The sequence below is a fragment of the Flavobacterium litorale genome, from assembly GCF_019613795.1.
GTDB lineage: Bacteria > Bacteroidota > Bacteroidia > Flavobacteriales > Flavobacteriaceae > Flavobacterium > Flavobacterium litorale.
On the sequence record NZ_CP080429.1, the window covers coordinates 64169 to 90670 of the forward strand.

General features: G+C 35.5%; 26 protein-coding genes, 1 tRNA gene and 1 pseudogene. 7 read left to right on the top strand and 21 right to left on the bottom strand.

Annotation, left to right across the window (positions count from 1 at the left end):
• Nucleotides 1–57 precede the first annotated feature (57 nt).
• The 12 genes from K1I41_RS00345 to K1I41_RS00400 form a co-directional block, all read right to left on the bottom strand.
• Entirely contained in the window at nucleotides 58–1689 is a 1632-nt protein-coding gene (locus K1I41_RS00345; RefSeq protein WP_220640712.1) for an ABC-F family ATP-binding cassette domain-containing protein, read from the bottom strand.
• A 75-nt stretch (nucleotides 1690–1764) separates the two neighbouring features.
• On the bottom strand, nucleotides 1765–2286 hold the full coding sequence (locus tag K1I41_RS00350) for a GNAT family N-acetyltransferase (RefSeq protein WP_220640713.1): 522 nt from the start codon (nucleotides 2284–2286) through the stop codon (nucleotides 1765–1767).
• A 6-nt stretch (nucleotides 2287–2292) separates the two neighbouring features.
• Complete coding sequence (locus tag K1I41_RS00355; RefSeq protein ID WP_220640714.1) at nucleotides 2293–2496, bottom strand: putative signal transducing protein; 204 nt, start codon at nucleotides 2494–2496, stop codon at nucleotides 2293–2295.
• Nucleotides 2497–2530: 34 nt separating this feature from the next.
• Nucleotides 2531–3160, bottom strand: coding sequence for a DEAD/DEAH box helicase (locus K1I41_RS00360; protein WP_220640715.1), 630 nt, complete (start codon nucleotides 3158–3160; stop codon nucleotides 2531–2533).
• A gap of 43 nt (nucleotides 3161–3203) precedes the next feature.
• Nucleotides 3204–4367, bottom strand: coding sequence for a sigma-54-dependent transcriptional regulator (locus K1I41_RS00365; protein WP_220640716.1), 1164 nt, complete (start codon nucleotides 4365–4367; stop codon nucleotides 3204–3206).
• Nucleotides 4368–4414: 47 nt separating this feature from the next.
• Nucleotides 4415–5713: an ABC transporter permease gene (locus tag K1I41_RS00370; RefSeq protein WP_220640717.1), complete on the bottom strand. Its 1299-nt coding sequence runs from the start codon at nucleotides 5711–5713 to the stop codon at nucleotides 4415–4417.
• 1 nt (nucleotide 5714) lies between these two features.
• Complete coding sequence (locus tag K1I41_RS00375; protein WP_220640718.1) at nucleotides 5715–6641, bottom strand: ABC transporter ATP-binding protein; 927 nt, start codon at nucleotides 6639–6641, stop codon at nucleotides 5715–5717.
• A 76-nt stretch (nucleotides 6642–6717) separates the two neighbouring features.
• The gene (locus K1I41_RS00380; protein WP_220640719.1) at nucleotides 6718–7452 is read right to left on the bottom strand and encodes a DUF3667 domain-containing protein; all 735 of its coding nucleotides are present in this window, start codon (nucleotides 7450–7452) and stop codon (nucleotides 6718–6720) included.
• 138 nt (nucleotides 7453–7590) lie between these two features.
• A complete protein-coding gene (gene dnaJ, locus K1I41_RS00385) occupies nucleotides 7591–8721 on the bottom strand; it encodes a molecular chaperone DnaJ (protein WP_220640720.1) in 1131 nt (376 codons plus the stop codon).
• A 31-nt stretch (nucleotides 8722–8752) separates the two neighbouring features.
• Nucleotides 8753–9340, bottom strand: coding sequence for a nucleotide exchange factor GrpE (locus K1I41_RS00390; RefSeq protein ID WP_220640721.1), 588 nt, complete (start codon nucleotides 9338–9340; stop codon nucleotides 8753–8755).
• A gap of 259 nt (nucleotides 9341–9599) precedes the next feature.
• Complete coding sequence (locus tag K1I41_RS00395; protein WP_220640722.1) at nucleotides 9600–10505, bottom strand: TIGR01777 family oxidoreductase; 906 nt, start codon at nucleotides 10503–10505, stop codon at nucleotides 9600–9602.
• A 95-nt stretch (nucleotides 10506–10600) separates the two neighbouring features.
• A complete protein-coding gene (locus K1I41_RS00400) occupies nucleotides 10601–11053 on the bottom strand; it encodes a DUF4442 domain-containing protein (RefSeq protein ID WP_220640723.1) in 453 nt (150 codons plus the stop codon).
• A 157-nt stretch (nucleotides 11054–11210) separates the two neighbouring features.
• Between K1I41_RS00400 and K1I41_RS00405 the strand changes: the two genes are divergently transcribed.
• The 6 genes from K1I41_RS00405 (at nucleotide 11211) to K1I41_RS00430 (ending at nucleotide 16321) form a co-directional block, all read left to right on the top strand.
• The gene (locus tag K1I41_RS00405) at nucleotides 11211–11663 is read left to right on the top strand and encodes a DUF4870 domain-containing protein (RefSeq protein ID WP_220640724.1); all 453 of its coding nucleotides are present in this window, start codon (nucleotides 11211–11213) and stop codon (nucleotides 11661–11663) included.
• Nucleotides 11664–11738: 75 nt separating this feature from the next.
• Complete coding sequence (locus K1I41_RS00410; protein ID WP_220640725.1) at nucleotides 11739–12488, top strand: GIN domain-containing protein; 750 nt, start codon at nucleotides 11739–11741, stop codon at nucleotides 12486–12488.
• A gap of 59 nt (nucleotides 12489–12547) precedes the next feature.
• Complete coding sequence (locus K1I41_RS00415) at nucleotides 12548–12880, top strand: PadR family transcriptional regulator (RefSeq protein ID WP_220640726.1); 333 nt, start codon at nucleotides 12548–12550, stop codon at nucleotides 12878–12880.
• A gap of 2 nt (nucleotides 12881–12882) precedes the next feature.
• A complete protein-coding gene (locus tag K1I41_RS00420; RefSeq protein ID WP_220640727.1) occupies nucleotides 12883–14607 on the top strand; it encodes a PspC domain-containing protein in 1725 nt (574 codons plus the stop codon).
• A gap of 16 nt (nucleotides 14608–14623) precedes the next feature.
• On the top strand, nucleotides 14624–15382 hold the full coding sequence (locus tag K1I41_RS00425) for a head GIN domain-containing protein (protein WP_220640728.1): 759 nt from the start codon (nucleotides 14624–14626) through the stop codon (nucleotides 15380–15382).
• A 108-nt stretch (nucleotides 15383–15490) separates the two neighbouring features.
• On the top strand, nucleotides 15491–16321 hold the full coding sequence (locus tag K1I41_RS00430) for a GIN domain-containing protein (RefSeq protein ID WP_220640729.1): 831 nt from the start codon (nucleotides 15491–15493) through the stop codon (nucleotides 16319–16321).
• A gap of 72 nt (nucleotides 16322–16393) precedes the next feature.
• On the opposite strand, the gene trxB is transcribed toward K1I41_RS00430, so the two are convergent.
• Complete coding sequence (trxB, locus tag K1I41_RS00435; protein ID WP_220640730.1) at nucleotides 16394–17350, bottom strand: thioredoxin-disulfide reductase; 957 nt, start codon at nucleotides 17348–17350, stop codon at nucleotides 16394–16396.
• A gap of 173 nt (nucleotides 17351–17523) precedes the next feature.
• Between trxB and K1I41_RS00440 the strand changes: the two genes are divergently transcribed.
• Nucleotides 17524–17598 (top strand) — tRNA-Pro (locus tag K1I41_RS00440).
• A gap of 125 nt (nucleotides 17599–17723) precedes the next feature.
• Here K1I41_RS00440 and K1I41_RS12480 read toward each other — a convergent pair.
• From K1I41_RS12480 to K1I41_RS00475, 8 genes and pseudogenes are all read right to left on the bottom strand, one after another.
• A pseudogene (locus tag K1I41_RS12480) lies at nucleotides 17724–18015 on the bottom strand (helix-turn-helix transcriptional regulator); the annotation flags it as partial.
• Between the two features lie 210 nt (nucleotides 18016–18225).
• Nucleotides 18226–18960, bottom strand: a complete 735-nt coding sequence (locus tag K1I41_RS00445; protein ID WP_220640731.1) for an SDR family oxidoreductase — start codon at nucleotides 18958–18960, stop codon at nucleotides 18226–18228.
• 95 nt (nucleotides 18961–19055) lie between these two features.
• A complete protein-coding gene (locus tag K1I41_RS00450) occupies nucleotides 19056–19397 on the bottom strand; it encodes a VOC family protein (RefSeq protein WP_220640732.1) in 342 nt (113 codons plus the stop codon).
• A 251-nt stretch (nucleotides 19398–19648) separates the two neighbouring features.
• Complete coding sequence (locus K1I41_RS00455; RefSeq protein ID WP_220640733.1) at nucleotides 19649–20488, bottom strand: DUF4249 family protein; 840 nt, start codon at nucleotides 20486–20488, stop codon at nucleotides 19649–19651.
• A gap of 5 nt (nucleotides 20489–20493) precedes the next feature.
• Entirely contained in the window at nucleotides 20494–23220 is a 2727-nt protein-coding gene (locus tag K1I41_RS00460) for a TonB-dependent receptor (protein ID WP_220640734.1), read from the bottom strand.
• An 87-nt stretch (nucleotides 23221–23307) separates the two neighbouring features.
• The gene (locus tag K1I41_RS00465) at nucleotides 23308–24279 is read right to left on the bottom strand and encodes a FecR family protein (RefSeq protein ID WP_220640735.1); all 972 of its coding nucleotides are present in this window, start codon (nucleotides 24277–24279) and stop codon (nucleotides 23308–23310) included.
• Between the two features lie 54 nt (nucleotides 24280–24333).
• Entirely contained in the window at nucleotides 24334–24840 is a 507-nt protein-coding gene (locus K1I41_RS00470; RefSeq protein ID WP_220640736.1) for an RNA polymerase sigma-70 factor, read from the bottom strand.
• Between the two features lie 779 nt (nucleotides 24841–25619).
• On the bottom strand, nucleotides 25620–26501 hold the full coding sequence (locus tag K1I41_RS00475) for a sterol desaturase family protein (protein WP_220640737.1): 882 nt from the start codon (nucleotides 26499–26501) through the stop codon (nucleotides 25620–25622).
• Nucleotide 26502 lies beyond the last annotated feature (1 nt).

Below are 26502 nucleotides of genomic sequence, written 5' to 3' on the forward strand. Positions count from 1 at the left end.
ACATGCTGTGCTTTTTGTTATTCTATAAATTGTTTGCTTGGGTCTATATAGTGACTACTATTTCTCTATCTCATTCAGGTTTTCCATCTTTTTATATTCTAAGAAACCTTTAATATCTTCAAAATGTTCTTTTACGCGTTTATTACCAAACTCAAATACTTTAGTTACCAATCCATCTAAAAAATCCCTATCGTGCGATACTAATATCAGCGTACCATCAAAAGCTTTAAGGGCATCTTTAATAATATCTTTGGTTTTCATATCAAGGTGGTTAGTAGGCTCATCCAATATCAAAAGATTAACAGGCTCAAGTAGTAACTTTATCATAGCAAGTCTAGTTTTCTCACCACCCGATAATACTTTTACTTTTTTGGTCGTATCATCACCACTAAACATAAAAGCTCCCAACAGGTTTTTAATTTGTGTTCGGATATCGCCCACAGCAATTTGGTCTATTGTTTCAAATACCGTTAAATTTTCATCAAGCATAGCGGCTTGGTTTTGGGCAAAGTATCCTATTTGCACGTTGTGTCCTACTTCTAATTTGCCCTCATAATTAATTTCGTCCATAATAGCTTTTACCATAGTCGATTTTCCTTCGCCATTTTTACCAACAAAAGCTACTTTCTGCCCACGCTCAATAACCATATCAGCATTTTTAAATACCACATGGTTATCATACGATTTGGATAGCTCGTTTACCACTACAGGGTATTGCCCCGAACGTGGTGCGGGCGGAAACTTTAATCGGAGTGCCGAGGTATCCACCTCATCCACCTCAACCATTACCAGTTTTTCAAGCATTTTTACACGCGATTGTACTTGTAATGTTTTGGAGTAGGTGCCCTTAAAACGCTCTATAAACTCCATATTTTCAGCAATCATCTTCTGCTGCTCTTCGTATGCTTTTTGTTGGTGTGCTCGGCGGTCTTTTCGTAACTCTAAATAGTGCGAGTATTTCGCCTTATAGTCGTAAATGCGCCCCATAGTAACCTCTATAGTACGGGTAGTTATACTGTCTACAAAAGCGCGGTCGTGGCTAATTACCATTACGGCTTTGGCATCGTTTACTAAAAAATCTTCTAGCCACTGGATGCTCTCTATGTCCATATGGTTGGTAGGCTCATCCAATAGTATTAAATCGGGCTTTTGTAGTAGAATTTTCGCCAATTCAATACGCATACGCCAGCCACCACTAAATTCAGATGTAGGGCGCGAAAAATCGTTACTTGTAAAGCCCATTCCTTTTAGCACCTTTTCTACTTCAGCTTCATAATTTATTTCTTCTATGGCGTAGAATTTCTCACTAAGTTCGGATACTTTCTCGATAATTTTATAGTAGGCATCCGATTCATAATCGGTACGTACCGTAAGTTCTTCATTTAAAGCATCAATTTCTGCCTTCATCTTAAAAATACCTGCAAACGCTTTGGATGTTTCTTCAAACACGGTAGCATCATCTTCAGTAAGCAAATGCTGTGGCAAATAGGCTATAACAGTATCTTTTGGTGCCGATACAGCACCCGAAGAGGGTTTGTTTACACCAGCTATAATTTTTAGTAGGGTAGATTTTCCTGCTCCATTTTTACCCATTAGGGCTATTTTATCGGTCTCATTTATAGAAAACGAAACGTCGCTAAAAAGTGTGGTACCTCCAAATTGTACCGAAAGAGCATCTGCAGTAATCATGTGTATAGCATTTTAAAGCTGCAAAGATAGAATAATTAGTGTAGTTGGTACTTAAGAAAATGGCTATGGTGTGGTTTATTTGGAGTTAGGATTTACTATTTCATACCATGCACAAATCTCTCCATCTCCGTAATCGAAATTTTCTATAAATTGTAAGCCTGCTTTTTCTAACGCACGCCGGGAGGCACTATGGGCTACCATTGCACAACCAACTATTTTGTCTAGCTTTAATTCGTTAAAACCATAATCTACAAAAAACAAAGCTGATTCAGTAGCATAACCATTACCCCAAAATTTTTTAATGAAACGATACCCTACATCATAAAACTGAGCATAACCGTTTACATTATGTTCTAACTTTAAACCTGCCCAACCTATAAACTCGTCTGTTACTTTTATAAAAACAGCCATGCGACCAATACCATTATCTTGGTATTGTTGCCTAATATTTTTAATGTATTCCCTACTCTGCTCAATAGTAGTTACTGGGTTATTACCCAAATAACGATGTACTTCGGGATCGGAATCTAAAGCGAACATCGCTTTATCATCGGTAGGGAGTATTTCACGGTAGTATAAGCGTTCTGATTGTAGCATAGTATATTATGTTCCTATTATTCCTGTAGCTTTTGCTACGTCTTCTTCGTTAACAAAAACTTGTACGGTTTGCCCAAAAGAGCCAAAACCTGATAGAGTTGCCGATTCAATATTATCTTTAACTATTGTGCTTATACCTGCTTCTTCTAGCTTTGCCTGTACGTTTAGCGCCAAAATTTCGCTACCTGCGTATACTTTTACCATTCCCATAATTCTATTTCGCTTTTGTTATTTATAAGTGCTACTATTCTTTGCCGTCATTTTCGTCAAATTCAAAAAATGTAGGTTCTATCATTATTCTGTCTGCTACCGATTCTACTCTATCGGTAATTTCGTCAGTAAAAAAAATACGTTGTGTTTTGGTAATACCATCCGACATTCGGGCTATTTTAGCATCGTGCCTTATTTTAAATAGCGGTGCTGCATCATCTACAATAAACATTTTAAGCCTGTTTATATCAAATCCAGCCACCGAAAACATCTGGTTTAATCTGCCTGCCGTACCAATTAATACATCAATCCCTGCTGATATCTGGTTTTTATCATAATCCATATCGCCTTGCTCATACACGCCATACACTCGCAAATCGGTATGTTTGGCATATTTATTAAATAGCTCTTCCATTTCGAGTACTTTGGGCTTATCCGCAACAATTATTAATGCTCTAGGCGATTGCTCAAAAGCAGCTTCTAGTTTTTGTATCACGCCAATTGCTATGGCTGTAGTTTTTCCGCTATTACTTGGTGCAGCTATAACACAGTCGGCACCACTTTTTATAGTACCAAAAGTACGCTTTTGTAACTCGGTTGGTACTGTTATACCTGCTCGCTCTAATGCCTCTGAAAGGTTTGGATTTATTTTTTTTAAAAACACGTATGCTATAAATTAATGATGTAGTATTTAACTAAGCTGTAAATTACTTACTCGCAAAAAGCTTTACATCGTTTTTTGAAATTTCTTTACTGCCCAAAATAATTAAACGTTCTACTACATTGCGCAGTTCGCGTATGTTACCTGTCCAATCGTACTCCTGTAGTAACTTTATTGCATCGGGAGCAAATCGTTTTTGAATAGTACCTTGCTCTGCTGCAATTTTAGCTGTAAAATGCTCTACTAATAACGGAATATCCTCACGCCTGTCGTTAAGTGCAGGTACTTTTACTAATATTACGGCAAGACGATGGTATAAATCTTCACGGAAACGTCCCTCTTCAATTTCCTTTTTTAAATCTTTGTTCGTTGCAGCTACTATACGTACGTCTATTTTTATATCCTTGTCTGCCCCTACGCGTTGTATCATATTTTCTTGCAAGGCACGTAATACTTTGGCTTGTGCGGGTAAACTCATATCGCCAATTTCATCTAAAAATATTGTGCCTTTGTGGGCTGCTTCAAATTTACCTGCCCTGTCCTTAACAGCACTTGTAAATGCACCTTTAACGTGCCCAAATAACTCACTTTCTATTAATTCTGATGGAATTGCAGCACAATTTACTTCTATAAATGGTGCCGATGAGCGTTCGCTTTTTTCGTGCAGCCAATGGGCTACTAGCTCTTTACCTGTACCGTTAGGACCTGTAATAAGCACGCGAGCATCAGTTGGTGCTACTTTTTCTATAATTTCTTTTATATGATTGATAGGCTCGCTATTACCTACCATTTCGTAGTTTTTGCTAACTTTCTTCTTTAGCCGTTTGTTTTCTACTACCAGTACTTTACGGTCTAAGGCGTTGCGTACTGTATTTAGCAACCGATTTAAATCGGGTGGTTTAGAGATATAGTCAAAAGCTCCTAAACGCATGGTTTGTATTGCCGTTTCAAGATCACCATGTCCCGATATCATTACAAAGGGTATTTCGGGTTTTATTTTTTTAATGGCTTCCAACACCTCAACACCATCCATTTTTGGCATTTTTATATCGCAAAGTACCAAATCATAATCGTCATTTTTTATCATTTCTGTACCTTCCAAACCATCTGCAGCCTCCTCTACGGTGTAGGCATCACTTTCTTCGGCAAGTATTTTACTAAGTACACGACGTATTGCTGCTTCGTCTTCTATAATTAATATTTTAGACATGTATTTTTAGGTTTTTGGGTTTTTAAACTTTTTGATAACGAAGGTAATTAATATTTAAGCCATTTAAATATCTCCTTATAGCTTGGTTTTTTACCGTACATTAAAATACCTATGCGGTATATTTTGGCTGCAAACCATACTACACCAAAAAATGTTCCGAAAAGTATAATTATGGATGTTATGAGTTGCCAAAGTGGTACGCCAAACGGTATGCGCATTAACATTACTATGGGCGATGTAAGCGGTATCATGGAAAATACTGTGGCTACTGTACCATGTGGGTCGCTAATAACCGTAAAAAAGCCTACGTACACCCCGAGCATTAACGGCATAATAATGGGTAATAGGAATTGTTGTGAGTCGGTTTCGCTATCTACGGCAGCACCAATGGCAGCGTATAACGAACTGTATAAAAAGAACCCACCTATAAAGTAAATAATAAACGATATAAATATGGTTAGTAATGGCAACTTCCAAAGCTCACTAACGTATAACTGTGCATTGCTCATGGCTTCGCGAGAGGCTTCGGTTGCCTCTGGTTGTGCTGCTGCACCTACTTGTACCCCAAATACACTACTGAGTATAAAGAAAAGTCCTAACCCTAAAATGGTCCAGATGATGAATTGTAGTATTCCTGCAAAGGATGTACCTATAATTTTACCCATCATTAACTGGAAGGGTTTTACGGATGATATTATGATTTCGATTATACGATTGGTTTTCTCCTCAATAACGCTTCGCATTACCATATTACCGTAAATAATTACAAACATCATAATGAGGTAGCCAAACAGCCCTCCTATAATTATTTTAATAATACTCCCCTCTTTAAAGGTTTCTTCTCCCGAAAATTTACTCAAACGTATTTTAGCCCGTGTTTTAGCTGCTTCAATTTTATCGTAGTCAAACCCTAATGTTTCCAAGTTGTACTTCGTTACCTTATCATCAACTACATCTTCAATTTTCGAAACAAAATCAAGGTTGGGGCTATCGTTACTAATGTACTCTACTTTATCGGTTAGCTCTGTTAAATCGTTTGTTGCAGGGATGTAAATTAAACCTTCGTAAATCTCGCCATCTGAAACCTCTTTTTTGGCAATATCCAAATCCATTGCCGAGAGGTCGGTATACTTAACATTTTTAGTATCCTCAAAATTATCTTTAAGGATACCTGATGTATCGTGTATAGCTATTCGGTTAATATCATCCTTATTTACATTGGCAAGATACGCTACAAGCGTACCCATAGCCACTATAAGCAGAGGGCTAAGAAACGTCATTACAATAAATGATTTATTGCGTACCTTAGAATTGAATTCTCTTTTTATGATTAGGGAAAGACTCATACTATTTTTGGCTTACAGTTTGAATGAATATATCGTTTACACTTGGTATTTTCTCTACAAAATGGGTAATTTCTCCGTGTTGCATTAGGTAATTAAGCAACTCGCGCGATGTACCTCCTTGCGGTAACGATACTTCGAGTTTTAACTCATCATCAAGTGTTTTAAAGTGGGCTTGCTGTGTTTTGTATTTGGTGCTAATATCGGCAAGCAAGCCTTGGAAGTTGTGCGGAGCAATACCAACCTCAAAAGTGTTACTTCTGTATTGTTTTTTAACTTCGTGGAGTTTACCCTCTATAAGCTTGTTGGATTTATGAATGAGTGCAATATCATCGCAAAGTTCTTCTACACTTTCCATACGGTGTGTAGAGAATATAATGGTGGCGCCTTTATTGCGAAGTTCTAATATCTCATCTTTAATGAGGTTTGCATTCACAGGGTCGAAACCACTAAAAGGTTCATCAAATATTAATAGTTTAGGTTGGTGCAATACGGTTACTACAAACTGTATTTTTTGTGCCATACCTTTGGAGAGTTCTTGTATTTTTTTATTCCACCAGCCCTTTATTTCCAGCTTATCAAACCAATACTCCAGTTGCTTTTTGGCTTCTTGTTTGGATAATCCTTTTAGTTGGGCTAAGTACAGTGCCTGCTCTCCTACCTTCATACTTTTGTACAAACCACGTTCTTCGGGCATGTAGCCTATATGTGCTATGTGGTTCTGATTTAGTTTTTCGCCATCCAATAATATCTCACCACTATCGGGCATTGTTATTTGGTTGATGATTCGGATTAGTGATGTTTTACCTGCCCCGTTAGGACCAAGTAACCCATATATGCTGCCTTTGGGTACTTGTAAAGAAACGTTGTTTAGCGCTGTATAATTGCCATATTGCTTTACAACGTTATTTACTTGTAGTATTGAACTCATATTTTTTTGTTAAAGTGTAAAAATAGAAATTATGTGATGGTTAGCGGTATAAAAGTTTCACAATACTTTTTGGTATTTATAACAAAAATACTATTGTGAAAAAAGATATTATAGATATTATTTCCAGTATTAGTAACAGGTAAAATAGTACCAAACGCCAAGCAAAGCCCCAAAACTTATATTTGCTTGCCGATACTTGGTAGTATGCTAGTATAGGAAATAGTAGCATAACCCAAAATAATAAATCGCTAATAAAATCGGTAACAGGGTGGTACTTTACAGTAATTGCTATAGCTACTAAAGCAGTTACAAACATGGCCAACGAGGTAAAGCCCGATATAATAACATGCTCTAAAAAATTTAATTTTAACCTTCGGTATAGTACATAACTATTAATTGCCAATAGTGGTACTAGCGTAAACAGAATTGGCTTTATATAGGTATCTATAAACTGTACTAGCTTCTGGTAATTATCGTCGTCATCTAAAACAGCTTCGTCAAAAGCTTCCTTACTTTCGGTGTGGTGTGCTGCAAAAAGTATTAACGCTAAAACCAACAACATTAAATAAAACATATTGTAATACCTAAAGCGTTTTCCTGCAATATAATCTAACGCTGCATAACCAGGTCGGGTAAGCGCTTCTTTAACGGTAAACAAAATTCCTTTTTCCAGATGCCAAACACCATGCAACATTTCGTGCGCTAAAAAATGCTTAAATGTAATACGATGCGTATCGGTTTTTTGCCCACAGTTGGAACAATATTTACCTACTATGGTAGTACCGCAATTAAGGCATTCGTTATGTTGCATGACTATTAAAAATGAAAGGATTTTATTCCAAATATAAAAAAACCCACCCTTATTAACATAAGGATGGGAAAAATTGCTATGAAAAAGAAAAATCCACTAGTTAACTAGTGAAAACCAAATATATAAAATTTTCTTAAATTAAGAAAACATATCTTTAACTTTTTCAAAAAAAGATTTATCCGATTTCTCGGGATGCGGAACAAAGTTTTGGTCGTTGAGCGATTTTTCAAAAAATTGACGTTGTTCTTTGCTTAATGTCTTGGGTGTCCATACGTTAACATGTACCAAAAGGTCGCCACTACCGTAGCTGTTTATACTTGGTATGCCTTTGCCTTTTAGGCGTAGTATTTTACCTGACTGTATACCTGGTTCTAGTTTTATGCGCACTTTTCCGCTAACCGTTTCTATTTCTTTAGAAACTCCTAAAGCTGCTTCCGAGAAACTGATATATAAGTCGTAGTGTAGGTTTTCGCCTTCACGCTTTAGCATATCGTGTTCCACTTCTTCTATGGCAACAATAAGATCACCTGGCACACTATTACCACCAGGAGCCTCATTACCTTTGCCCGATACTTTTAGCTGCATACCATCTACAACGCCTGCTGGTATTTTTATAGATACAGCATCTTCTTGCAATATCATGCCATGTGCATCGGCATGTTGCGGTCTGCTTTCTATAATTTGCCCTGTACCGCTACATACATGGCACGTAGATGCAGATTGCATTCTGCCCAATATAGTGTTGGTTATTTTCATTACCTGCCCACTACCGTTACAAGTGGTACAGGTTTTATAGCTAACGCCTTGTGCTTGTACTTTGCGTTTTACTTTTACCTTCTTTTCTACGCCATTGGCAATTTCTTCAAGGGTTAATTTAACCTTTATTCTTAAGTTACTCCCTTTCATTCTGCGTTGACCTCCGCCTCCGCCGAAACCACCAAAGCCGCCTCCACCGCCAAAAGCACTACCAAAGATATCGCCAAACTGACTGAATATGTCATCCATATTCATACCTCCGCCGCCAAATCCGCCGCCAGCACCACCATTCTCAAATGCTGCATGACCATATTGGTCATAACGTGCTTTTTTATCGGGGTCGCTTAATACCTCGTAGGCTTCTGCTGCTAGTTTAAACTTTTCTTCAGCTTCTTTATCGCCTGGGTTTTTATCAGGGTGATATTCAATTGCTTTTTTCCTGTAGGCTTTTTTTACCTGCTCGGGTGTTGCACTTTTATCTATACCTAATATTTCGTAAAAATCTTTCTTCATTGCTTTATGCTTACACTTTATTAAGGCTTATTTAGTTTCCTAGTACTACTTTTGGGAAACGTATAATTTTATCGCCTAGTTTATATCCTTTTTCTACAACGTCTACAATTTTACCTTTTAAATCGTCAGACGGTGCTGGTATTTGTGTTATAGCCTCGGCAAAATCAGCATCAAACTCATCGCCTGCTTTTAGTTGTACTTGCTCTAAACCTTTAGATTTTAATGTGTCGCTAAATTTATTATGGATAAGTTCTACACCTTTTAGCATTTCTTTATTCTCAGATTTTGCAATTTCTGCCAATGCTCTATCAAAATCGTCCATTACGGGTAGTAATGCCAATAATACTTCTTGGTTAGCCGTTTTAAATAACTCTATACGCTCTTTAGAAGTTCTTTTTTTGTAGTTTTCGAATTCAGCAAATAGGCGTAAAAATTTATCTTTCTCCTTTGCTAATTCTTCTTTTAATTTTTCCTCCTCAGTAAGCTCTTCTACTTTTTTTGCTTCGTTATCAGCTTCCTGAGTCGTTTTTTTATCTACCGTTACCTCTTCGTTTATAATTTCTTTCTCTTTGCTCTCAGAGTTGTCTTGGCTCATGTTTTTAAATATTTTCTTAAACATTTAGTTTTCCTATTGTTACATCGGGTGTGCAAAAGTACTGCCAAAGGCATAAAAATGTCAAATTGTCACAGGGAATTTAATTTGCTTTAAGTGGTAAAATAGCCACAATAGTACTGCACCCAAAAATGGCTGCAAATATACTATTAGGTATTTGGATTATAGTAATAAGTAAGTACAAATTATTTTCATCTAAGTACATTTAGATGAGATAATTATAATGAGGAGTAATTGGATAAAATAGCAATGTAATGCTTTGTAACTATTTTAATTCTTTTCGTAATGCTTTTTCTAACGATAGGTATTCAAACTGAAAACCTTTGCCTATTATTTTTTTAGCACTTACATTTTGGCTGCTTAATAATATTATATGCATTTCGCCGAGTATAAGTTGTAGCATAAATTTAGGTACGTTAGGCATAAAGTAAGGTCTGTCCAATACTTTAGCTATCGTTTTCATCAATTCGTTGTTAGTAACGGGATGCGGTGCAACGGCATTGTATACGCCCTCTAACTTATTTTGTAAAACGTATTTGTACATGCTTACCAAATCGTGTATATGTATCCACGATTGTATTTGTTTACCGCTACCTAAGCCTGAACCTGCGCCAAGCTTTACAGGTTTTGCCATTTCGGTAAGGGCACCACCTTTGCCTGATAGTACTATACCTGTACGCATTTTTGCTACTTTAATACCTAGCGTAGCAATTTTATCTGCAGCAGCTTCCCATTTTTCTACAACGCGCCCTAAAAAAGAATCGTCAATGGCTGTATTGGTTTCGGAGTACACCGTATCCGTGCTATCAGGATATATACCTGTACCAGAAGCGGATATAAAGTGTTTTACTTGATGATTGGTGTGTTTAAGCAAACTATACAATACATTAGTAGATAATATACGGCTCTCTAGTATTTCCTGCTTGTACTCATCCGTCCAACGTTCAGATACAGATGCACCTGCTAAATGAATAATAGCGTCTACTTCATCTATACAATCTTTGTCTATAATGCCACTCTCAGGATTCCAATAATATCCTTTATAGTCTTGCTCTTTTTGGATTTTACTTTTTGATGTAGTAAGATAATTAATATGAATTCCGTTTTTAAGCAACAACGATACTAACTCTGTACCAACAAGACCAGTAGCTCCCGTGATTAAAACTTTCATAAATTATATTTTCAACAAAGATACTATCAGTGTATTATAATTAATCGTTAAAGCACTGTGTTTAACGATTGTTTATGATTTGTTTCAGTTATAATTTACTTGGTTTTTATGCTCCACTCAAACTCCATTAACGATACTTGGTCGCCCTTTTCGTCAACTCCAACCGACGTAAGCCAAAAAGTTTGCCCCTCACCTGTTGTAATTGCCTTTTGTATTATGACTTCCAGTTTATCGCCATCGTTACACGTAAATGTAATGCGCCCTGTAGCCTTTTTAGAGAAGTTACTTTTGTTATTAGCTACAAGCATGGATATTTTTTTGCCGCTCTTTTTTATATGATACATTACCAAAACACCCGTAGTGAGCTCGGCAGCCATAGCCTGAACAGCAAAATACATAGATTTAAATGGGTTTTGGTTGAACCATTTGTGCTTTACTGTGGCTACACATTTTGTTGTAGTAACTTGTTTTACACGTACTCCACTCCAATAGGCTGAAGGTAATTTAAAGAAAAGAAATGTATTTAATTTTGATGGCGTAAACTCCATAAAGGTCTTATTTTACTGCTAATATAGTGATATTTAATTACTTTTTAACAGGGGTTACATTTGTTAATATTATGTTAATTTTAAGTACTTTGCATTGCATAATACCTTTTTTTAAACATATATTTGCATAGGAAATTAATAGCTAATAACACATACTATGGTAACAACAGCAGACAAAACAGGTGCAACACTAATGCAAATAAGTGCATTTTCGCAATACATATTCCCTTTTGGTAACCTTATTTTTCCTACTATAATATGGAGTTTAAAAAGAAAAGAATCAGAGTTTATTAATGAGAATGGAAAACGCATCATAAATTTTCAATTGAGCCTGCTACTCTATTTTATGATATTATTAATTGTTAGCGTACCCATTATACTTTACAATATTTTTAATGGTATAGACGTAATGCTGTTGGACGATGGCCATTGGGTAGAGGAGCAATTTACAGTAGGCAGAATTACAGGTATTGCCATAGCAGCTATAGTAAGTATAATTTTACTGGCAGCATTAAAAGTAATTGAATTCTTTTTAATACTGTATGCCGCAGTTAAAAACAGTAATGGCGAAGTATACAAATTTCCGTTAACCATAAAATTTATAAAATAATTAGCCAATCGCCTGCTTGCAGGCAAAACAATCAATCATCAATCACAATCAATCATCAATCAAAAACGAACAATCATGAAAACAATGTTAGTAATGGCTGCCCTTGCTTTAACAAGCACAATAGCAGTAGCACAAAATGAGGAAACCAGAAATGTATCTGACTTTAACAGTATTAAGGTAGAAAATGGTATTGAGGTAATTTATACCCATAACGATACTGAGTCGGTAAAAGTAAAAACTACAGATAACAATGCTATGAACTATGTAGTTACAGAGCGTAGCGGAAAAGAATTACGCATTTACATTAATAATAATGCAAAAGATGCAGCGGTAAATGTAGCTAAAAACATTCAGGTATATGTATCTGATAATAACACGGCATCTATAACCGCCAAAACAGGAGCAACGGTAAAAGTTACCAACCAAATTAATACACCTAAACTCAGTATTACCCTAAAAACTGGTAGTACTTTTACAGGAAATATAAATGCTACCGAAATATGCGATATTAAAGCTGCATCAGGTAGTGCTTTTAAAGGGAGCATAATAACAGAAGAGTTTAAAGCTATAATTACGGGAGGAGCTTATGTAGCATTAAACGGGCATGCAGAAAAATCGGAAGTACTATGCAATGGAGGTACACTTACAGGAGATAAGTTTACATGTGAAAAGGCGGAAGTTTGGGCAAAACGAATGTCGTCAGTAGCTTTACACGTTACAGACAGCGTTATGGCAACCACCGATACATCTTCTGCAATTAGTTATTCGGGTAAACCCAATAAAATTCACTTGGGAGACGATAACTTTGCTATAAGAAAAAACTAATAGCAGTAACTATGGAAGCTGCTTATACATATAATGAAACGATAGTAAAAATAAAGCCTATGAATATTGAAAACACCAAGGCACAAATGCGTAAAGGGGTTTTAGAGTTTTGCATACTCTCTGTATTAAAACAGAAGGATGCATATACCTCTGAAATACTAGATACGCTTAAAAATGCCAAGCTTCTTGTGGTGGAGGGTACAGTATACCCACTACTAACAAGACTTAAAAATGACGGGCTGCTCAGTTACCGCTGGGAAGAATCGACATCGGGACCACCAAGAAAATACTATGGTCTTACCGATGAGGGACAAGAATTTTTAAAAGAATTGAACATAACCTGGACGGAGCTTTCCGACGCAGTAAATATAATAACCAGCCAAAAAGCATAGCCATGAACAAAACAGTAAGTATAAATTTAGGAGGTCTTTTCTTTCATATAGATGAAGATGCCTACCAAAAACTAAATCACTATTTTGATGCTATAAGAAAATCGCTTTTACCTGAGGGTAAAGACGAGATAATGAACGACATTGAAAGCCGTATTGGAGAACTTTTAACAGAAAAACTCAAAAACGAAAAGCAGGTAGTTGGCACAAAGGAAGTTGAAGAGGTTATAGAAATTATGGGACAACCTGAGGACTATAGGCTTGACGACGACGGTACTGCACAAAAAAATACTAGTACCGATTATAGCGCACCTTACTACGGAGCAAAACGCACACGCAAATTTTATCGTGACAACGAAAAAAATATAATAGGTGGTGTTTGTGCAGGTATAGCCCACTACTTTAGGATAGATCCGCTATGGATTCGTATTCTGTTTATAATATCGCCATTCCTTTCCTTTGGTAGTAGTATTATTATATACGTATTACTATGGATACTTATACCCGAAGCAGTAACAACTACCGAAAAGTTGGAAATGACAGGCGAAGCCATAAACATATCCAATATTGAGCGTAAAGTACGTGAGGAGTTTGATGCATTGGGCAAAAAAATCCAGAGTGTTGATTACGATAAAATTGGTGCTAACGCAAAATCGGGAGCAGAGAAATTGGGAAACGGATTCGAGAAGGTTTTTGTAGCTATTTTTAAAGCAATTTCAAAAGTAATAGGAGCTGGTATTACTGTATTTTCTGCTTTATCGCTCGTAGGTCTTCTCATTTTTTTCTTTACCATATTATTTACCTCATCAGCAAAAGTAACAGTACTATATCCCTTTATTGTTAGCCTAAATTATACTAATATTCCAATTTGGGTAACTTCAATGCTATTATTCTTAGCCATTGCAATACCATTATTCTCATTATTCCTACTCGGATTAAAAATACTAACCGAGAATTTAAGGTCTATAGGCAATACAGCAAAGTATACATTACTTGCTTTATGGATAGTGGCTTTGGGCGGACTTGTATATATTGGTGTAATGGAACGCCATGAAATTAATGCAGAAGGTAAAACCGTTATGAAAAAAGAAATTAACATTACCGAAAACGATACACTTAACCTAAAGTTTAGATATAACACTTATTTCGATAAATCGTTCGAAAATGGAAGTAGTTTCAGAATAGAGCAAGATAGTGCAGGTAACAATATTATTTACTCTAATGATGTTACACTATTTCTAATGAAATCTGACGAACCCAAAGCCTACCTGCAAATCGAGAAAATATCGTTAGGCAGTTCAATGTCAGAAGCTAGAAAAAGAGCGGAATTAATAGCATATAATTTTGAAAATGAAGAAAATACGCTAATTTTGGATAATTATCTTACAACAGATAGAGAAAACAAATATCGCAATCAAAAGGTAGAATTGTTTTTATATTTACCAGTAGGTACTCACTTTTTACCTGACAGTAGTGTAAAACACTACGACGAAACGGATAACTCTTTCTTTGACCTTTGGTACGATTCTGAAAACATGTATCGTATGGATAAAAACGATGTTAAGTGTATTACGTGCGATCACTATATTGAAGAACAAGAAGCACAAAGAGAGATGGAAGAAGAAGAACGTGCTTTGGAACACGCACATGCTGATGACGATGCTGTGACAAAAGGATATTTACACATTAACGATGAAGATATAGATGTAACAATAAAAAATGAACAGTAATTTAAACCTATAAGTAATGACAAAAATTATTTTACAAATAACCAAAATAATAATTACTATTGTTAGCCTTATACTCTTTAGTTCGTGTGCCTTTATTAATGATGGCGATGGTAACGGATACTCTTACAGGAACGTTAAAGGAAATGGCAATGTAATAACGGAAAAGCGTAACGTTAAAAATGGTTTTAACTACGTATCAGGCGGAAGCGGTTTGGAAATAACTATAGAACAAGGTAGTGAAACCAGTATAACTGTGGAGGCTGATGAAAACTTGCAGAAGCATATTATAACAGAAGTTAAAGGCAGAGAGTTGGTTATTTATACCGATGTAAACCTTAAAAAGGCCAGTGCAAAAAAAATAATGATACGTATGCCCGAAATAAAAGGGATATCATCATCTAGTAGTGCATCAATAACCACCAAAAAATCAATAAAAGCTACAACATTAAACCTATCGTCTAGTAGTGGTAGCGAAATGAATGTTACTATTAATGCCGATAATGTTACGTGCGATGCTAGCAGCGGTGCTGCCCTACTAGTATATGGAAACACACGTGACCTAATGACGGAATCATCTAGTGGTGGTACCGTAAATGCTAAGGGGCTTACTGCAGAAAATGTAAAAGCAGATGCATCCAGCGGTGGTAGCACTATAGTTAATCCTAAACAAAGCTTGAAAGCAGAAGCATCAAGCGGTGGTAGTATCAAGTACATTAATACTCCCAAAAATATTAGTAAAGAATCTTCATCTGGAGGAAGCATTTACAAAGGATAATATGTGTTAGTTTTAAAATAGCACTACCAATTAAATAATAGTTTCACAATAAAAACACCAGCACACGCTGGTGTTTTTTTATATTTGCTACATACAAACCAACATATTATGAAGAATGCGTTTATAGTACTTTTTACAGTACTTATTACTACCGTAGTAACAGCCCAGAAAAAAGAGAAAATAAAAGGCTCTAAAACCGTTAGTGTTACCCAAAAAGAGGTAAGTAGCTTTGATAGCATAGAAATAGAAGATAATATTGAGGTATTTTTAATAAAAGGCGACACCGAAGGATTAGAAGTAGATGCTGATGATAACTTACACGAAATTATTAAAGCAGAAAGCTATGGCAGTACCCTACGAATAACAACTACCAAAAGAGTAGCCAGTGCTAAAAAATTAAGTGTACGCGTTACGTATACCGACAAACTTACATCGGTTATAGCAAAACATGAGGTAGTACTTAATGCTATTTCTGGCTTGGAATTAAGTAATATTACCATAAAGAATTTAGACTATTCGGAATCATACTTAAACGTAAAATCCAAAAATTTTAGCTTAATAATGGATGATAAAACTAAGGCTGAAATTAATGTACAATCGGATAGTAGCACCGTTATACTGAGCAAAAATGCAAAGTTAAAAGCATTAATAGCCACCCAAAGTGCTGCACTAGATTTATACCAAAAATCAAACGCTACAATAGAGGGCGATGCTGCCAAAGCACATATACGCCTTGACAATAATGCAGAGTTAGAAAGCAGAAATTTTACCGTTAAAGATATGACCATCTTAGCCGAAGGCTACAGTAACTGCAATATATTAGCTACAGAAACTATAAATATATCGGCAAACGGAAAAGCTGAAATTCGACTGTACGGAACTCCTAAAATAAATGTAGCTGCTTTTACCGAAAACGCAACACTCTACAAAAAAGAATAAATTTTACAAACTACAGATACAAAAAAAGCAGTACCGTTTGGTACTGCTTTTTTTGTATGTACTGTATATTAATTAATGTGCTCCAACTGCAGCCAAATAACGCTCGGCATCTAACGCCGCCATACAACCTGAACCTGCTGCTGTAATGGCTTGTCGGTAATCTTTATCTTGCACATCACCACAAGCAAAAACACCTGGCATATTGGTTTTAGTTGTTTTGGGGTCGGTAAACAAATAACCTGTTTCATCCATATTCAACTGTCCTTTAAAAATATCAGTGTTTGGCTTGTGCCCAATTGCTATAAATAATCCTGTAATAGCAATCTCTGTTTTTTCATTCGTCTGATTGTTTACAATTCTAAGTCCCTCTACAACTTGGTCACCAATAACCTCATCTACCTCACTATTAAAAAGCACTTTAAGGTTTGGTGTATTGGTTACACGATGTTGCATTGCTTTAGAGGCTCTCATATAATCCTTACGTACTAGCATGGTAACACTTTTACAAATGTTGGCTAAATACGTTGCCTCTTCGGCGGCAGTATCCCCTGCCCCAACTATGGCAACATCTTGCCCTTTGTAAAAGAAACCATCACAAACCGCACATGCTGATACACCACCACCTCTAAGGCGTTGCTCACTAGGTAAACCAAGATATTTAGCTGTTGCTCCTGTTGCAATAATTACCGTTTGGGCATGAACTTCTTTGTTGTTATCTATAGTTACCTTATGCCATCCGCCCTCTTCTTTACTAAAGTCAACACCTGTAGCCATACCTATGCGTACTTCGGTACCAAAACGCTCTGCTTGCTTTTGCAGCTGCATCATCATGGTTGGTCCGTCAATACCTTCGGGGTATCCAGGAAAGTTATCTACTTCTGTTGTAGTGGTAAGTTGCCCACCAGGCTCCATACCAGTATACATTATAGGGTGCATATCAGCTCTTGCTGCGTATATTGCTGCAGTATACCCTGCAGGACCAGAACCTATAATAAGGCATTTAATTTTTTCTATAGTTGTTTCCGACATAATATAGTATTACTAATGTTTGTAATACACAAATGTAAGTTTTTAATTAAAAAACACCTACCCAAAAGCATCAGTTTTAGCTATACTTAAATAAAGTAACTTTATTACTTTGGTAAATAAATTATAATAGTATATTTGCATCCCCTTACTACAATAATATGTATTGTAACATTCGGGGTGTAGCGTAGCCCGGTTATCGCGCCTGCTTTGGGAGCAGGAGGTCGCAGGTTCGAATCCTGCCACCCCGACAAACTATGGTTTTGTAGGTACACAACAAAATCATAATACGTTAAAAACCAGAAGATTAATATTTTCTGGTTTTTTTATATCCAATTGAAATCAAGGGTAACGATGTCCTATTTTTGTTATGGCACTTTCGTAGTGATTGGTCTTTGTTCTTTTTGATGAGCTGTTCTGCCGTTATCAAGGCATTCGCCTCTTCTTTAGGAGTAAACATAACAGGTGGAATTTAGCCGTCCATAATGGAATAACCCTTTCCTTCTTCGGTTGCGATTGGAATACCCGATTTTCAAGTGTCCGAATGTTCCGATACCCACGTTATGTTTTTCGGCAATATCTATTGCCGTCACAATCCGTTCTGATTGCAATTGGGTCAGTATTGCTGTCAATCTTGCAAGTCTTGGTTGTTCTTTTCCACGTCTCAATGAAAAGTTCCAAGTTTTCGGGTGCTACTTTCCAACTATACATAATTCGTATCATTTTTATTGTTTAGGCTTTTTAGCATAATATATAATAAGTTTGAACATACTATTTTGAAATATTTACCCCAAATACAGGTACAAATGAAAATTGTTTTGTGCATTCGGGGTTGATACTGCCACCTGACTTTTTACTTTTAAGGAGAGGCTTTAGCTTTACTCTTCCCCATGGTACATATCGTGAAAGGTTTGTGCCAGATTGGAAGGCGCTTCCCTCCAAGAATTGTACATACCTTTTCCCATGTCATCGGGAATAATATCCAATACTCCGTTTTCCACCTCACTTAAAATAATCTCAGCAATTCCGTCTGGAGCCGGCATTTCCCATTCACTGCCTTTGTTCATGTCGGTATCAATGGCACCAGGGCTGACCGAATGTACCGTTATCCCTTTTTTTGCCAATTCTATTCTAACTGCTTGCGTTGCCGAAAACAGGGCAGCTTTTGAGGCTGCATACCCTGCAATGAACGGAAGCGGCGAATAGGCTGCAATCGAGACGATGTTTACCATACGTGCAGGCGTATTTTTTTCCAGTATGGGGGCAAACGCACGCATCATATTTATGGTGGCAAAATAATTAACCTCCATATCTTTTTGTTTACCTTCCATATCGCCCTCCAAAACGGTGCCAGGGTTCAATACACCTGCATTGTTGATGAGTACCTGCGTGTCCGAAGCTTTTGCTGCAATGTACTCAATTTGATTGTTGTCTGTAATGTCGAACTCAAGGGGCACGACCCTGTCATCTCCAAAATCGGGTAAATTTTTTATACCCCTACTTGTGGCATAAATTTTACCCGCTCCTTTGGCAAGAGCTGCTTTTACCAATGATTTTCCGATGCCTCTATTGGCCCCTGTGATAAGGATGGTTTTATTCTGTAATTTTTCCATGGTTTGTTCATTTAAAATTTAGGATAAAATTACGTTGTGGCAGATGCGCCTAAAACCCGAATCTTGCGGTATTGCAAATGCTATATGTCAATTCTTCATTTATCCGACCAAATGGCCAATTTGTTTCCATTGGGGTCAATAAATTCAAATCTTCTACCTCCAGGGAAAGAAAATATATCCACTGCAATTTTCCCTCCATTTTTCTTTACATTTTCTATGGCAATGGATAGGTCTTTATGGTAGAGAACGACTAAGGTACCTCCAGTGGTCACTTTATTTGTTTTGGTAAATCCTCCAGAAATTCCTGCTCCATGAAAATCGCAATAGGTATCGCCATAATCTGTAAATGTCCAGCCAAAGGCGTTACCATAGAATTTTTTGATTTCCTTTAAGTCTGTTGCCTGCAATTCGATAAAATTGATTTTGTTATTTTCCATTTTTCTTGTTTTCGATAATTATTCTAATTAAGTATTGAATTTAACCGTTTGCCTACTTAAACAATAACTGGTATCCATTTGAAACTTATAGGATGCCATTTCTCACCTACAGAGCCCACTAAATCAAAAGCCTCCTTTTTTAAGAACACTTGATTATTCTTAGTAAATACAGACAAGGTCTTAAGGCCTTATTGCTTCTCTTTATAATAACTACTCATCATTCTTACAATTACAAATGTTAGTACTTAATCCTAAAAGTTCTTAATGAATTGAGTAGTACTTTGTACACTAAAAAAACCAAGAGCTCTAGTATTGTTGGTTGTGTTCATTATGTTGCCAGTTAAATTTGCAGGTGGTGGCATGAATAATTGACCTGGATCATCTTCACCTCCAGAATTTACAATTTGATTTTCAAACTGTTCAAATTGATTTAAATAGAACTGATAAGAATTAAAATTCAGGTTTGAAATGCTCACACGTACTTCCTGTGGATCATTAACAAGAGATTCTGTTGAATCAAAAGTCGCATTATCATTTCCATTAAAAAGGACGTCATTCGTAAGTTCATTTATTTTAAGGTCAAAAATACCATTGTTAAAAAACAGAAAGTTGATTAAATAGAAATTGTTATCATCTATAGGGTCTGAAAAAATCACTCGGTTGAGCTCATTTGTTATTTCAATGTCGTTTATTATTATTGCAGGCTTCAAGATTTCTTCATCTGAAACAAATGTGGTTCCATCTACCAGTATTATTTCTATCCAGTATGTACTACCCTCAATAGATGTTATCATTTCAGAACTTTCGTATGTACCATTATTTACATTAAAAGAGTTGGTAATTAACTCTTCATTTCCACTAGAGTCTTTTGTAAATAGGGAAATCTGGGCATCATTTATTGGATTTAAATCTTGTTCATCAACAGGGACGGTCTGTTGAATTTTTATGGTAACATATTCCGTTCCGCCTGTAAGAAAGCCCGAAATAAATACTTGCGGCTCAAAATTAGAAGCATTGGGTATTTCACTAACACAATTTGTGAACATTACTATAATTGAGAAGTATATTGCTAGTTTATAAATTGATTTCATAAGAATTAAAATTTGAAGTTATAGGCGATGAATGGTATTGGGGCTCCCAATACAGAAAACTTAAAGGTCTTTAGCTCGTTGTTTTGAAAGGTAGAAAACACGGAAAAGGCATTAGGACTGCCATATACGTTGTAGAGTCCAAAGTTCCAACTACTTTGCCATTTTGTATTTGGATTTCCGGTTGGTTTATAGGTAAAAGAAATATCCATCCTGTGGGTATCTGGGATTCGAAATGCATTTCTATCAGAATATGTCAAATAAGGATTGCCGTCAAAAGTTAATCTACCCGTTGGCACCGTACTAGGTCTTCCTGTTTGATACGTAAAGAAAATACCTATATCCCATCTTTTACCTAAATTATAATTTGCGGTAATATTCAATAAATGGGGTCTATCATAATTGGAAGGGTAATACGCCCCATTGTTTATATTTTCTGCATTGAATTTACTTGTCGTTTTTCGTTTGGATACGGAATAGGTATAATTAAAATTTCCAGTAAGTTTACCTCTGTTTTTATAAATTCCAAGCTCCAAACCATACGCATATCCTTCGGCTGGCAGCAATTGCGTTTCAATATTTTTATTTATGAATAAATCGGCCCCATTTTTATACTCCACAAAATTTTTGAATGTTTTATAATATCCATCAACTGTTACGTTATACCTTTTATTTGGGGTGTCATAAGCATACCCTCCTGATATCTGATTTACCTCAAGGGGCTTTATATGCGTACCTGAAGGTTTCCAAATATCAAAAGGTAATGCAGCCGCAGTATTCGATATTAAATGGATATATTGAAATGTTCTATTATATCCCAGTTTTAAAGCTTTTCTGTCATTTAGACCATACTTTAGCGAAAGGCGGGGCTCAAAGCCCGAATAGCTTTTAATAATTTCACCTTTCTTGTATTTTTTAATATCGGTAATTGTATTTATAGTTAAAGGAAAGTCTGGATTATAAAGCGTTACAGTGTTCGGACCAATATTTCCGAACCAAGAGTAACGAAGCCCAAAATTTAAAGAAAGTTTATCCCAAGTCTTTTCTATTTCATAATAAGGTGCGATTTCCAAACCTTTATCAATATTGAACTTCTTGGGGCTTAATCCTGCTTCGCTACTTGAAAGTTTTGCTGGATTAAATTTATAAAGTGTCCCATTTATTCCAAATCTCATTTTAGTATTTGGATTTGTATAGTAGGTAAAATCGGGTTTTACTATCCAATTTTCTACTCCAGAATTCCATTTAAACGTACCAGCACCGTTTATAAATCCCCCACTATCATTTTGGGATACTAAAGAATATGCATAGCTACTGTAAATTCCTGATAAGTTCATAAAAAGTTTATCCGAGAAAAGATGATTCCAACGCAGGGTAGCTGTGGCATTTTTCCAACGGAAATCTATCGAAGCATCAGGTTCATTAGGCTCATTAGGCTCACTGGCACTAGCGGTGTCATCCAACTTCATAACATCTGCTCCAAAATATCCCGAAGCAAATAATTTGTTATTCTCGTTAATATTCCATGATAGTTTGGTGTTCAAATCATAAAAAAACACTTTACTGTTTTCAATGTCGCCTCCTATTAACGGGAAAAACAAATCGAAATATGATCTACGACCAGACACCAAAAAGTTCAATTTTTCTTTTACTATTGGTCCTTCTAGGGTTACCCTTGAGAATAGTGTCCCTAGCCCCCCCTCTCCTTTAAATACTTTGGAATTACCTTCTTTTTGACGGATGTCCAATACCGAAGATGCTCGACCGCCATATCTTGCTGGTATTCCCCCCTTATATAGTGTTATGTCTTTGATTGCATCAGCATTTACTACGGAAAAGAGTCCCCATAAATGTGATGACACGTATAATGGTGCTTCATCAAGCAAGGTAAGATTTTGGTCAATATTACCACCTCTAACATTAAAACCCGAAGTACCTTCTCCTACAGAAGTTACACCCGGTTGTGTTAATATTGCCCTGTTTATATCAGGCTCTCCAAAAAAAGCGGGCAACTGCTTGATATCAGCCACTTTTAAATTGTTTACACCAGATAAGATATTACGCACCTGACTTTTGTTTTTCGTATCTGAGATAACCACTACTTCATCAAGCACGTTTGACGAAGGCTGTAATTCAAAATTTAGTTTGATGTCATCGTTTAACTCTAGAATATTATTTATAGAAGTATATCCTAGATAGGAAATTTGCAGTGTATAATTACCTTGAGGTAGGGTCAAAGAGTAAAACCCATATTCGTTAGTGGTAGTCCCTTTGTTTTCACCAACCACAATTATATTCGCTCCGAGGAGCGTCTCGCCAGTTGCAGCATCCTTAATAGTACCACTTATGGTGTAACTTTTATTTTGGGATTTTCGGTTGGAAAGTATAACAAGATTTTTTCGAAGTTTGTAATGTATCTCTGTATTATTAAACAATAAATCTAAGGTAGAGGTAATATCCTTCTCAAGAACATCAATACTAAATTTTAGGTTGCCATCTATTTCATCATTATTATACACAAAGTTGAACTTAGTTTGAGATTCTATCTGGCTCAGGATTGCTTGTAGTGAACTATTTTCCACTTTTAAACTAACCTTATTTTGAGAAAAACTGGTAAATGCCATTAATTGAAAACAACATACCAGATATATAGTGAATGATAATTTCATTAAAAAAATTCTTCTTTTTGAAACGCGTTTCTGTTTTAATGAAACAACGATTTGTTTTATTTTCATAAATTTGAATATTGTTAATTAATACTAATCTTCGAAGATTTATTTTTTGACAGTTATAGTGGGAAAGCTCCAATTTTCCCACTTTTTTTATTTAATCATCCACTCATTTGTTTCTTGATTTAGGTTGTATTCAAAATTCTTGGAAGTATTAAGAACTTCTAAAATTTCTTCCATGGGGGTCGATTTATCAAAAACAGCAGTAAACCTAGATTCGGCAATTGCTTCATTTTCAAAAACTAATTTTATATTCAATTGATTGTCCAAATCATCAGCAATGTCTTTAAACGGCATATTTTCAAATCGAATTTTACCGGCTCTCCAAGCCAAAACAGTTTTCTTGTTTTGAATTGTGGTCTTTATTGGTATTCCATCTGCCTTAATAATTCTAATATTGTCATTTGGGAGCATGATAATTTTCTCTTCAAAATAATCTGCTGATGATACTTCAACTTTTCCTGTTAAAAGTGTGGTTTCTAAATATGAATTTTCTGGATAGGCCTTGACATTAAAACTTGTGCCCAGAGCTTTTACGATAACTTTATCAGGTGTTTCTACAGTAAAAGGATTGGCTTTATCTTTTGCTACCTCAAAGAAGGCTTCACCATCTAATTGGATTGTTCTGGGAGCATCTTCTTCATAGGAAATTTTACTACGGGCATTTAACCAAACTGTAGAACCATCCAAAAGAGCAACTTGCCTTTCTTCTCCATAACCCGTTTCTACTGTAATTATATTTCTTGAAAAGTTTTGGTAGATAATACCGATAATAGAGATAAACAACATAACTACAGCAGCATACTTTAAGTACTTTTGTATGCTCAGGCTTTTTATATTGGTAGGTGCAACTACTTCGAAAAATTTGGTTTTCTCTTCTTCTATACTAATAGTATCATCAAATGGGTTTCTACCTGTAATCTTATAAAGTTTTACTATTGAATTGAACAACTCTTCATCAAAATCATTTGAAGTTTTCCAGTTCTCGACTTTTGCTCGCGTAGCCTTATCCGCACGTTGCGAAACATAGACCCAAATCTCAGTTTCGCCAACTATATCTTTCATAATAAGGTGTTTTACTATAAAACGTTTGTCACTAAGCAATACCCTATTTCTATTTTACAAATAATCTTTTAATCCTTTTCGAAAAGCATCAAGAGCTTTTGAAATATGGGATTCTACCGTTTTCTTAGAGATTTTTTTTAAGGAAGCTATTTCGGGGTATGTGAGACCTTTATTTCTTGATAGTTTAAAAATATCAGAAGTTTGGGGCGGTAACGAATTGTAGATTTTATCTATTTCTTTTTCTAACTCCCACTTACTATCAATATCAGAAATAAATTCAGTGTTTAACTTGTATAAATTGAGGTGCTTTTCTTGAGTTTGTTTTTTCCGATAATTATCAATTATCTTATTTTTTAAAACTGTAATTAGATAGGATTCAATAGAACGTTCATCGTCTTTGATGCTATCGATATTATCCCAGAGTTTAATAAATGTTTCTTGGACTAAACCTTCTGCAATATCCCTATGCCCAACAACTTTAAAGGCATAATTAAATAGCCTTTTGTAATGTTTGTCAAATAATATTGAGAATATTTTTTTCTTGGTTTTTGCGAATTTCATTTACTAATTTTCTACTTCTCTGCAAACAATTAATAAACTAAACCAAGCTTGTATTAATTTCTTTTAAAGAGAATTCTTTTATTCATTTTTCAGTTGGTAAATCTATAAAATATTCTCGGTCGAAAAGTTAAATAAAGCCTCTTAATTGAAATAATGGTTTTCATTAATTGCAATTAAACCCTTATTTGATAGGGATTTCAGGTCTTTAAATTATTATTTGAAATTAATTATAAGGTACTATCAAATAACAAACGTCCTATAATAAAGTGCCGAATAACACTTCTAATTGGCAATTAATAAAAATTAAACTTATGAAAAAAATGATTTTAATGTCAACGTTTATCTTCATCTTAATTTTTTGTACAAAAGAAGATAACCTACCCATCAGCTCAGATGTAATAGGAAAATAGTGTTGGACATCTGGTAAAGGTGGTGCTGGTAACAACACAGATGAAGCTCCTGTTTCCACAGAAAAAACAGTAGTATTGGTACTGAATAAAAACAACACCTATTCGATTTTGGAAAATAATTCAGAGATTTCAAAAGGAACGTACGAAATGAAAAGAAAAAATCCATTAGTCAAAAAGAAGTATATGCCATTGTTTACGGCATATTAATCAAATATCCAAATGCCGGAATTGTAAATAGGTGTTTTTACCTTTATTACTACTAATTGTGCTGGTGTTTTTGCAATAAGAACCTAGTAGGAAATCGACAAGGATTTTTGTGAGTAGGTTGGTAACTAACTATTAAAAATACCAAAGCTTGTTGTACTACTTTCATTTCTGCTCTTCTTTTTCTTTAAAGTACTTTGGTTTCCATATTAAATTTCCAAAAATGATGCGAAGTTTATCTTTAAATGTTTTACACTTTTTTACATCTTCCCAAATATTTTTATATTCTATAAAATTAATTTTTATTGGATTATTTGTGTTTATTGGCTTGGTAAGTCCATAAATTACTTTTTCTTCTTCTTTTTGGTACGTTCCAAAAATATGATCCCAAATCATTGTAATACCGCCATAATTCTTATCTAAGTATTTACGATTTGAACCATGATGGACTCTATGAACAGAAGGTGTGTTAAAAACCCAATCCAACCAACCCAGTTTTCCAATTCGTTCTGTATGAATCCAAGTTTGAAATTGTGCTACAAACACTAAACTTACTATGGCTTGGAAAGGGCTGAAACCAATAAGAATCATTGGGATTAGGAATATCCACTCAATCATAGGTTCTACTACACTCAACCTAAAAGAAACGGTTAGATTATAATCCTCAGAAGAATGGTGTACACTATGATTCCCCCATAAAATTCGGTGTTCGTGTTCCATACGGTGCATCCAATAATACGTAAAATCTGCCGCAATTATTGCCAATACCCAAGTCCACCAAGTATTAGGAATAGCTAAAGGTGTAAGATAATGAAATGGCATTAATGCGATAATTCCTATTGTACCTACAATCGTTTTTTCTAAAACCTGATTGATTAAAAAAATGCTAAAGTTAGCCAATGAATCTTTCCAACGTCTTTTTTTGGAAGTAACAAGGTCAATTATAACTTCAATTGCAACTAAAGCTATATTAAAGATAAAAAAGAAAGCGATATAGGTCATAAAAGGCGATTCCTCAAATAGAGAAACAAGTCTAGCAAAGCTCATA

What these genes read in the sequence shown, in the direction of transcription:
- K1I41_RS00345 (WP_220640712.1), bottom strand. Translation starts at nt 1,689, where the DNA reads ATGATTACTGCAGATGCTCTTTCGGTACAATTTGGAGGTACCACACTT.
- K1I41_RS00350 (WP_220640713.1), bottom strand. Translation starts at nt 2,286, where the DNA reads ATGCTACAATCAGAACGCTTATACTACCGTGAAATACTCCCTACCGAT.
- K1I41_RS00355 (WP_220640714.1), bottom strand. Translation starts at nt 2,496, where the DNA reads ATGGGAATGGTAAAAGTATACGCAGGTAGCGAAATTTTGGCGCTAAAC.
- K1I41_RS00365 (WP_220640716.1), bottom strand. Translation starts at nt 4,367, where the DNA reads ATGTCTAAAATATTAATTATAGAAGACGAAGCAGCAATACGTCGTGTA.
- K1I41_RS00370 (WP_220640717.1), bottom strand. Translation starts at nt 5,713, where the DNA reads ATGAGTCTTTCCCTAATCATAAAAAGAGAATTCAATTCTAAGGTACGC.
- K1I41_RS00375 (WP_220640718.1), bottom strand. Translation starts at nt 6,641, where the DNA reads ATGAGTTCAATACTACAAGTAAATAACGTTGTAAAGCAATATGGCAAT.
- K1I41_RS00380 (WP_220640719.1), bottom strand. Translation starts at nt 7,452, where the DNA reads ATGCAACATAACGAATGCCTTAATTGCGGTACTACCATAGTAGGTAAA.
- dnaJ (WP_220640720.1), bottom strand. Translation starts at nt 8,721, where the DNA reads ATGAAGAAAGATTTTTACGAAATATTAGGTATAGATAAAAGTGCAACA.
- K1I41_RS00390 (WP_220640721.1), bottom strand. Translation starts at nt 9,340, where the DNA reads ATGTTTAAGAAAATATTTAAAAACATGAGCCAAGACAACTCTGAGAGC.
- K1I41_RS00395 (WP_220640722.1), bottom strand. Translation starts at nt 10,505, where the DNA reads ATGAAAGTTTTAATCACGGGAGCTACTGGTCTTGTTGGTACAGAGTTA.
- K1I41_RS00400 (WP_220640723.1), bottom strand. Translation starts at nt 11,053, where the DNA reads ATGGAGTTTACGCCATCAAAATTAAATACATTTCTTTTCTTTAAATTA.
- K1I41_RS00405 (WP_220640724.1), top strand. Translation starts at nt 11,211, where the DNA reads ATGGTAACAACAGCAGACAAAACAGGTGCAACACTAATGCAAATAAGT.
- K1I41_RS00410 (WP_220640725.1), top strand. Translation starts at nt 11,739, where the DNA reads ATGAAAACAATGTTAGTAATGGCTGCCCTTGCTTTAACAAGCACAATA.
- K1I41_RS00415 (WP_220640726.1), top strand. Translation starts at nt 12,548, where the DNA reads ATGAATATTGAAAACACCAAGGCACAAATGCGTAAAGGGGTTTTAGAG.
- K1I41_RS00420 (WP_220640727.1), top strand. Translation starts at nt 12,883, where the DNA reads ATGAACAAAACAGTAAGTATAAATTTAGGAGGTCTTTTCTTTCATATA.
- K1I41_RS00425 (WP_220640728.1), top strand. Translation starts at nt 14,624, where the DNA reads ATGACAAAAATTATTTTACAAATAACCAAAATAATAATTACTATTGTT.
- K1I41_RS00430 (WP_220640729.1), top strand. Translation starts at nt 15,491, where the DNA reads ATGAAGAATGCGTTTATAGTACTTTTTACAGTACTTATTACTACCGTA.
- trxB (WP_220640730.1), bottom strand. Translation starts at nt 17,350, where the DNA reads ATGTCGGAAACAACTATAGAAAAAATTAAATGCCTTATTATAGGTTCT.
- K1I41_RS00445 (WP_220640731.1), bottom strand. Translation starts at nt 18,960, where the DNA reads ATGGAAAAATTACAGAATAAAACCATCCTTATCACAGGGGCCAATAGA.
- K1I41_RS00450 (WP_220640732.1), bottom strand. Translation starts at nt 19,397, where the DNA reads ATGGAAAATAACAAAATCAATTTTATCGAATTGCAGGCAACAGACTTA.
- K1I41_RS00455 (WP_220640733.1), bottom strand. Translation starts at nt 20,488, where the DNA reads ATGAAATCAATTTATAAACTAGCAATATACTTCTCAATTATAGTAATG.
- K1I41_RS00460 (WP_220640734.1), bottom strand. Translation starts at nt 23,220, where the DNA reads ATGAAAATAAAACAAATCGTTGTTTCATTAAAACAGAAACGCGTTTCA.
- K1I41_RS00465 (WP_220640735.1), bottom strand. Translation starts at nt 24,279, where the DNA reads ATGAAAGATATAGTTGGCGAAACTGAGATTTGGGTCTATGTTTCGCAA.
- K1I41_RS00470 (WP_220640736.1), bottom strand. Translation starts at nt 24,840, where the DNA reads ATGAAATTCGCAAAAACCAAGAAAAAAATATTCTCAATATTATTTGAC.
- K1I41_RS00475 (WP_220640737.1), bottom strand. Translation starts at nt 26,501, where the DNA reads ATGAGCTTTGCTAGACTTGTTTCTCTATTTGAGGAATCGCCTTTTATG.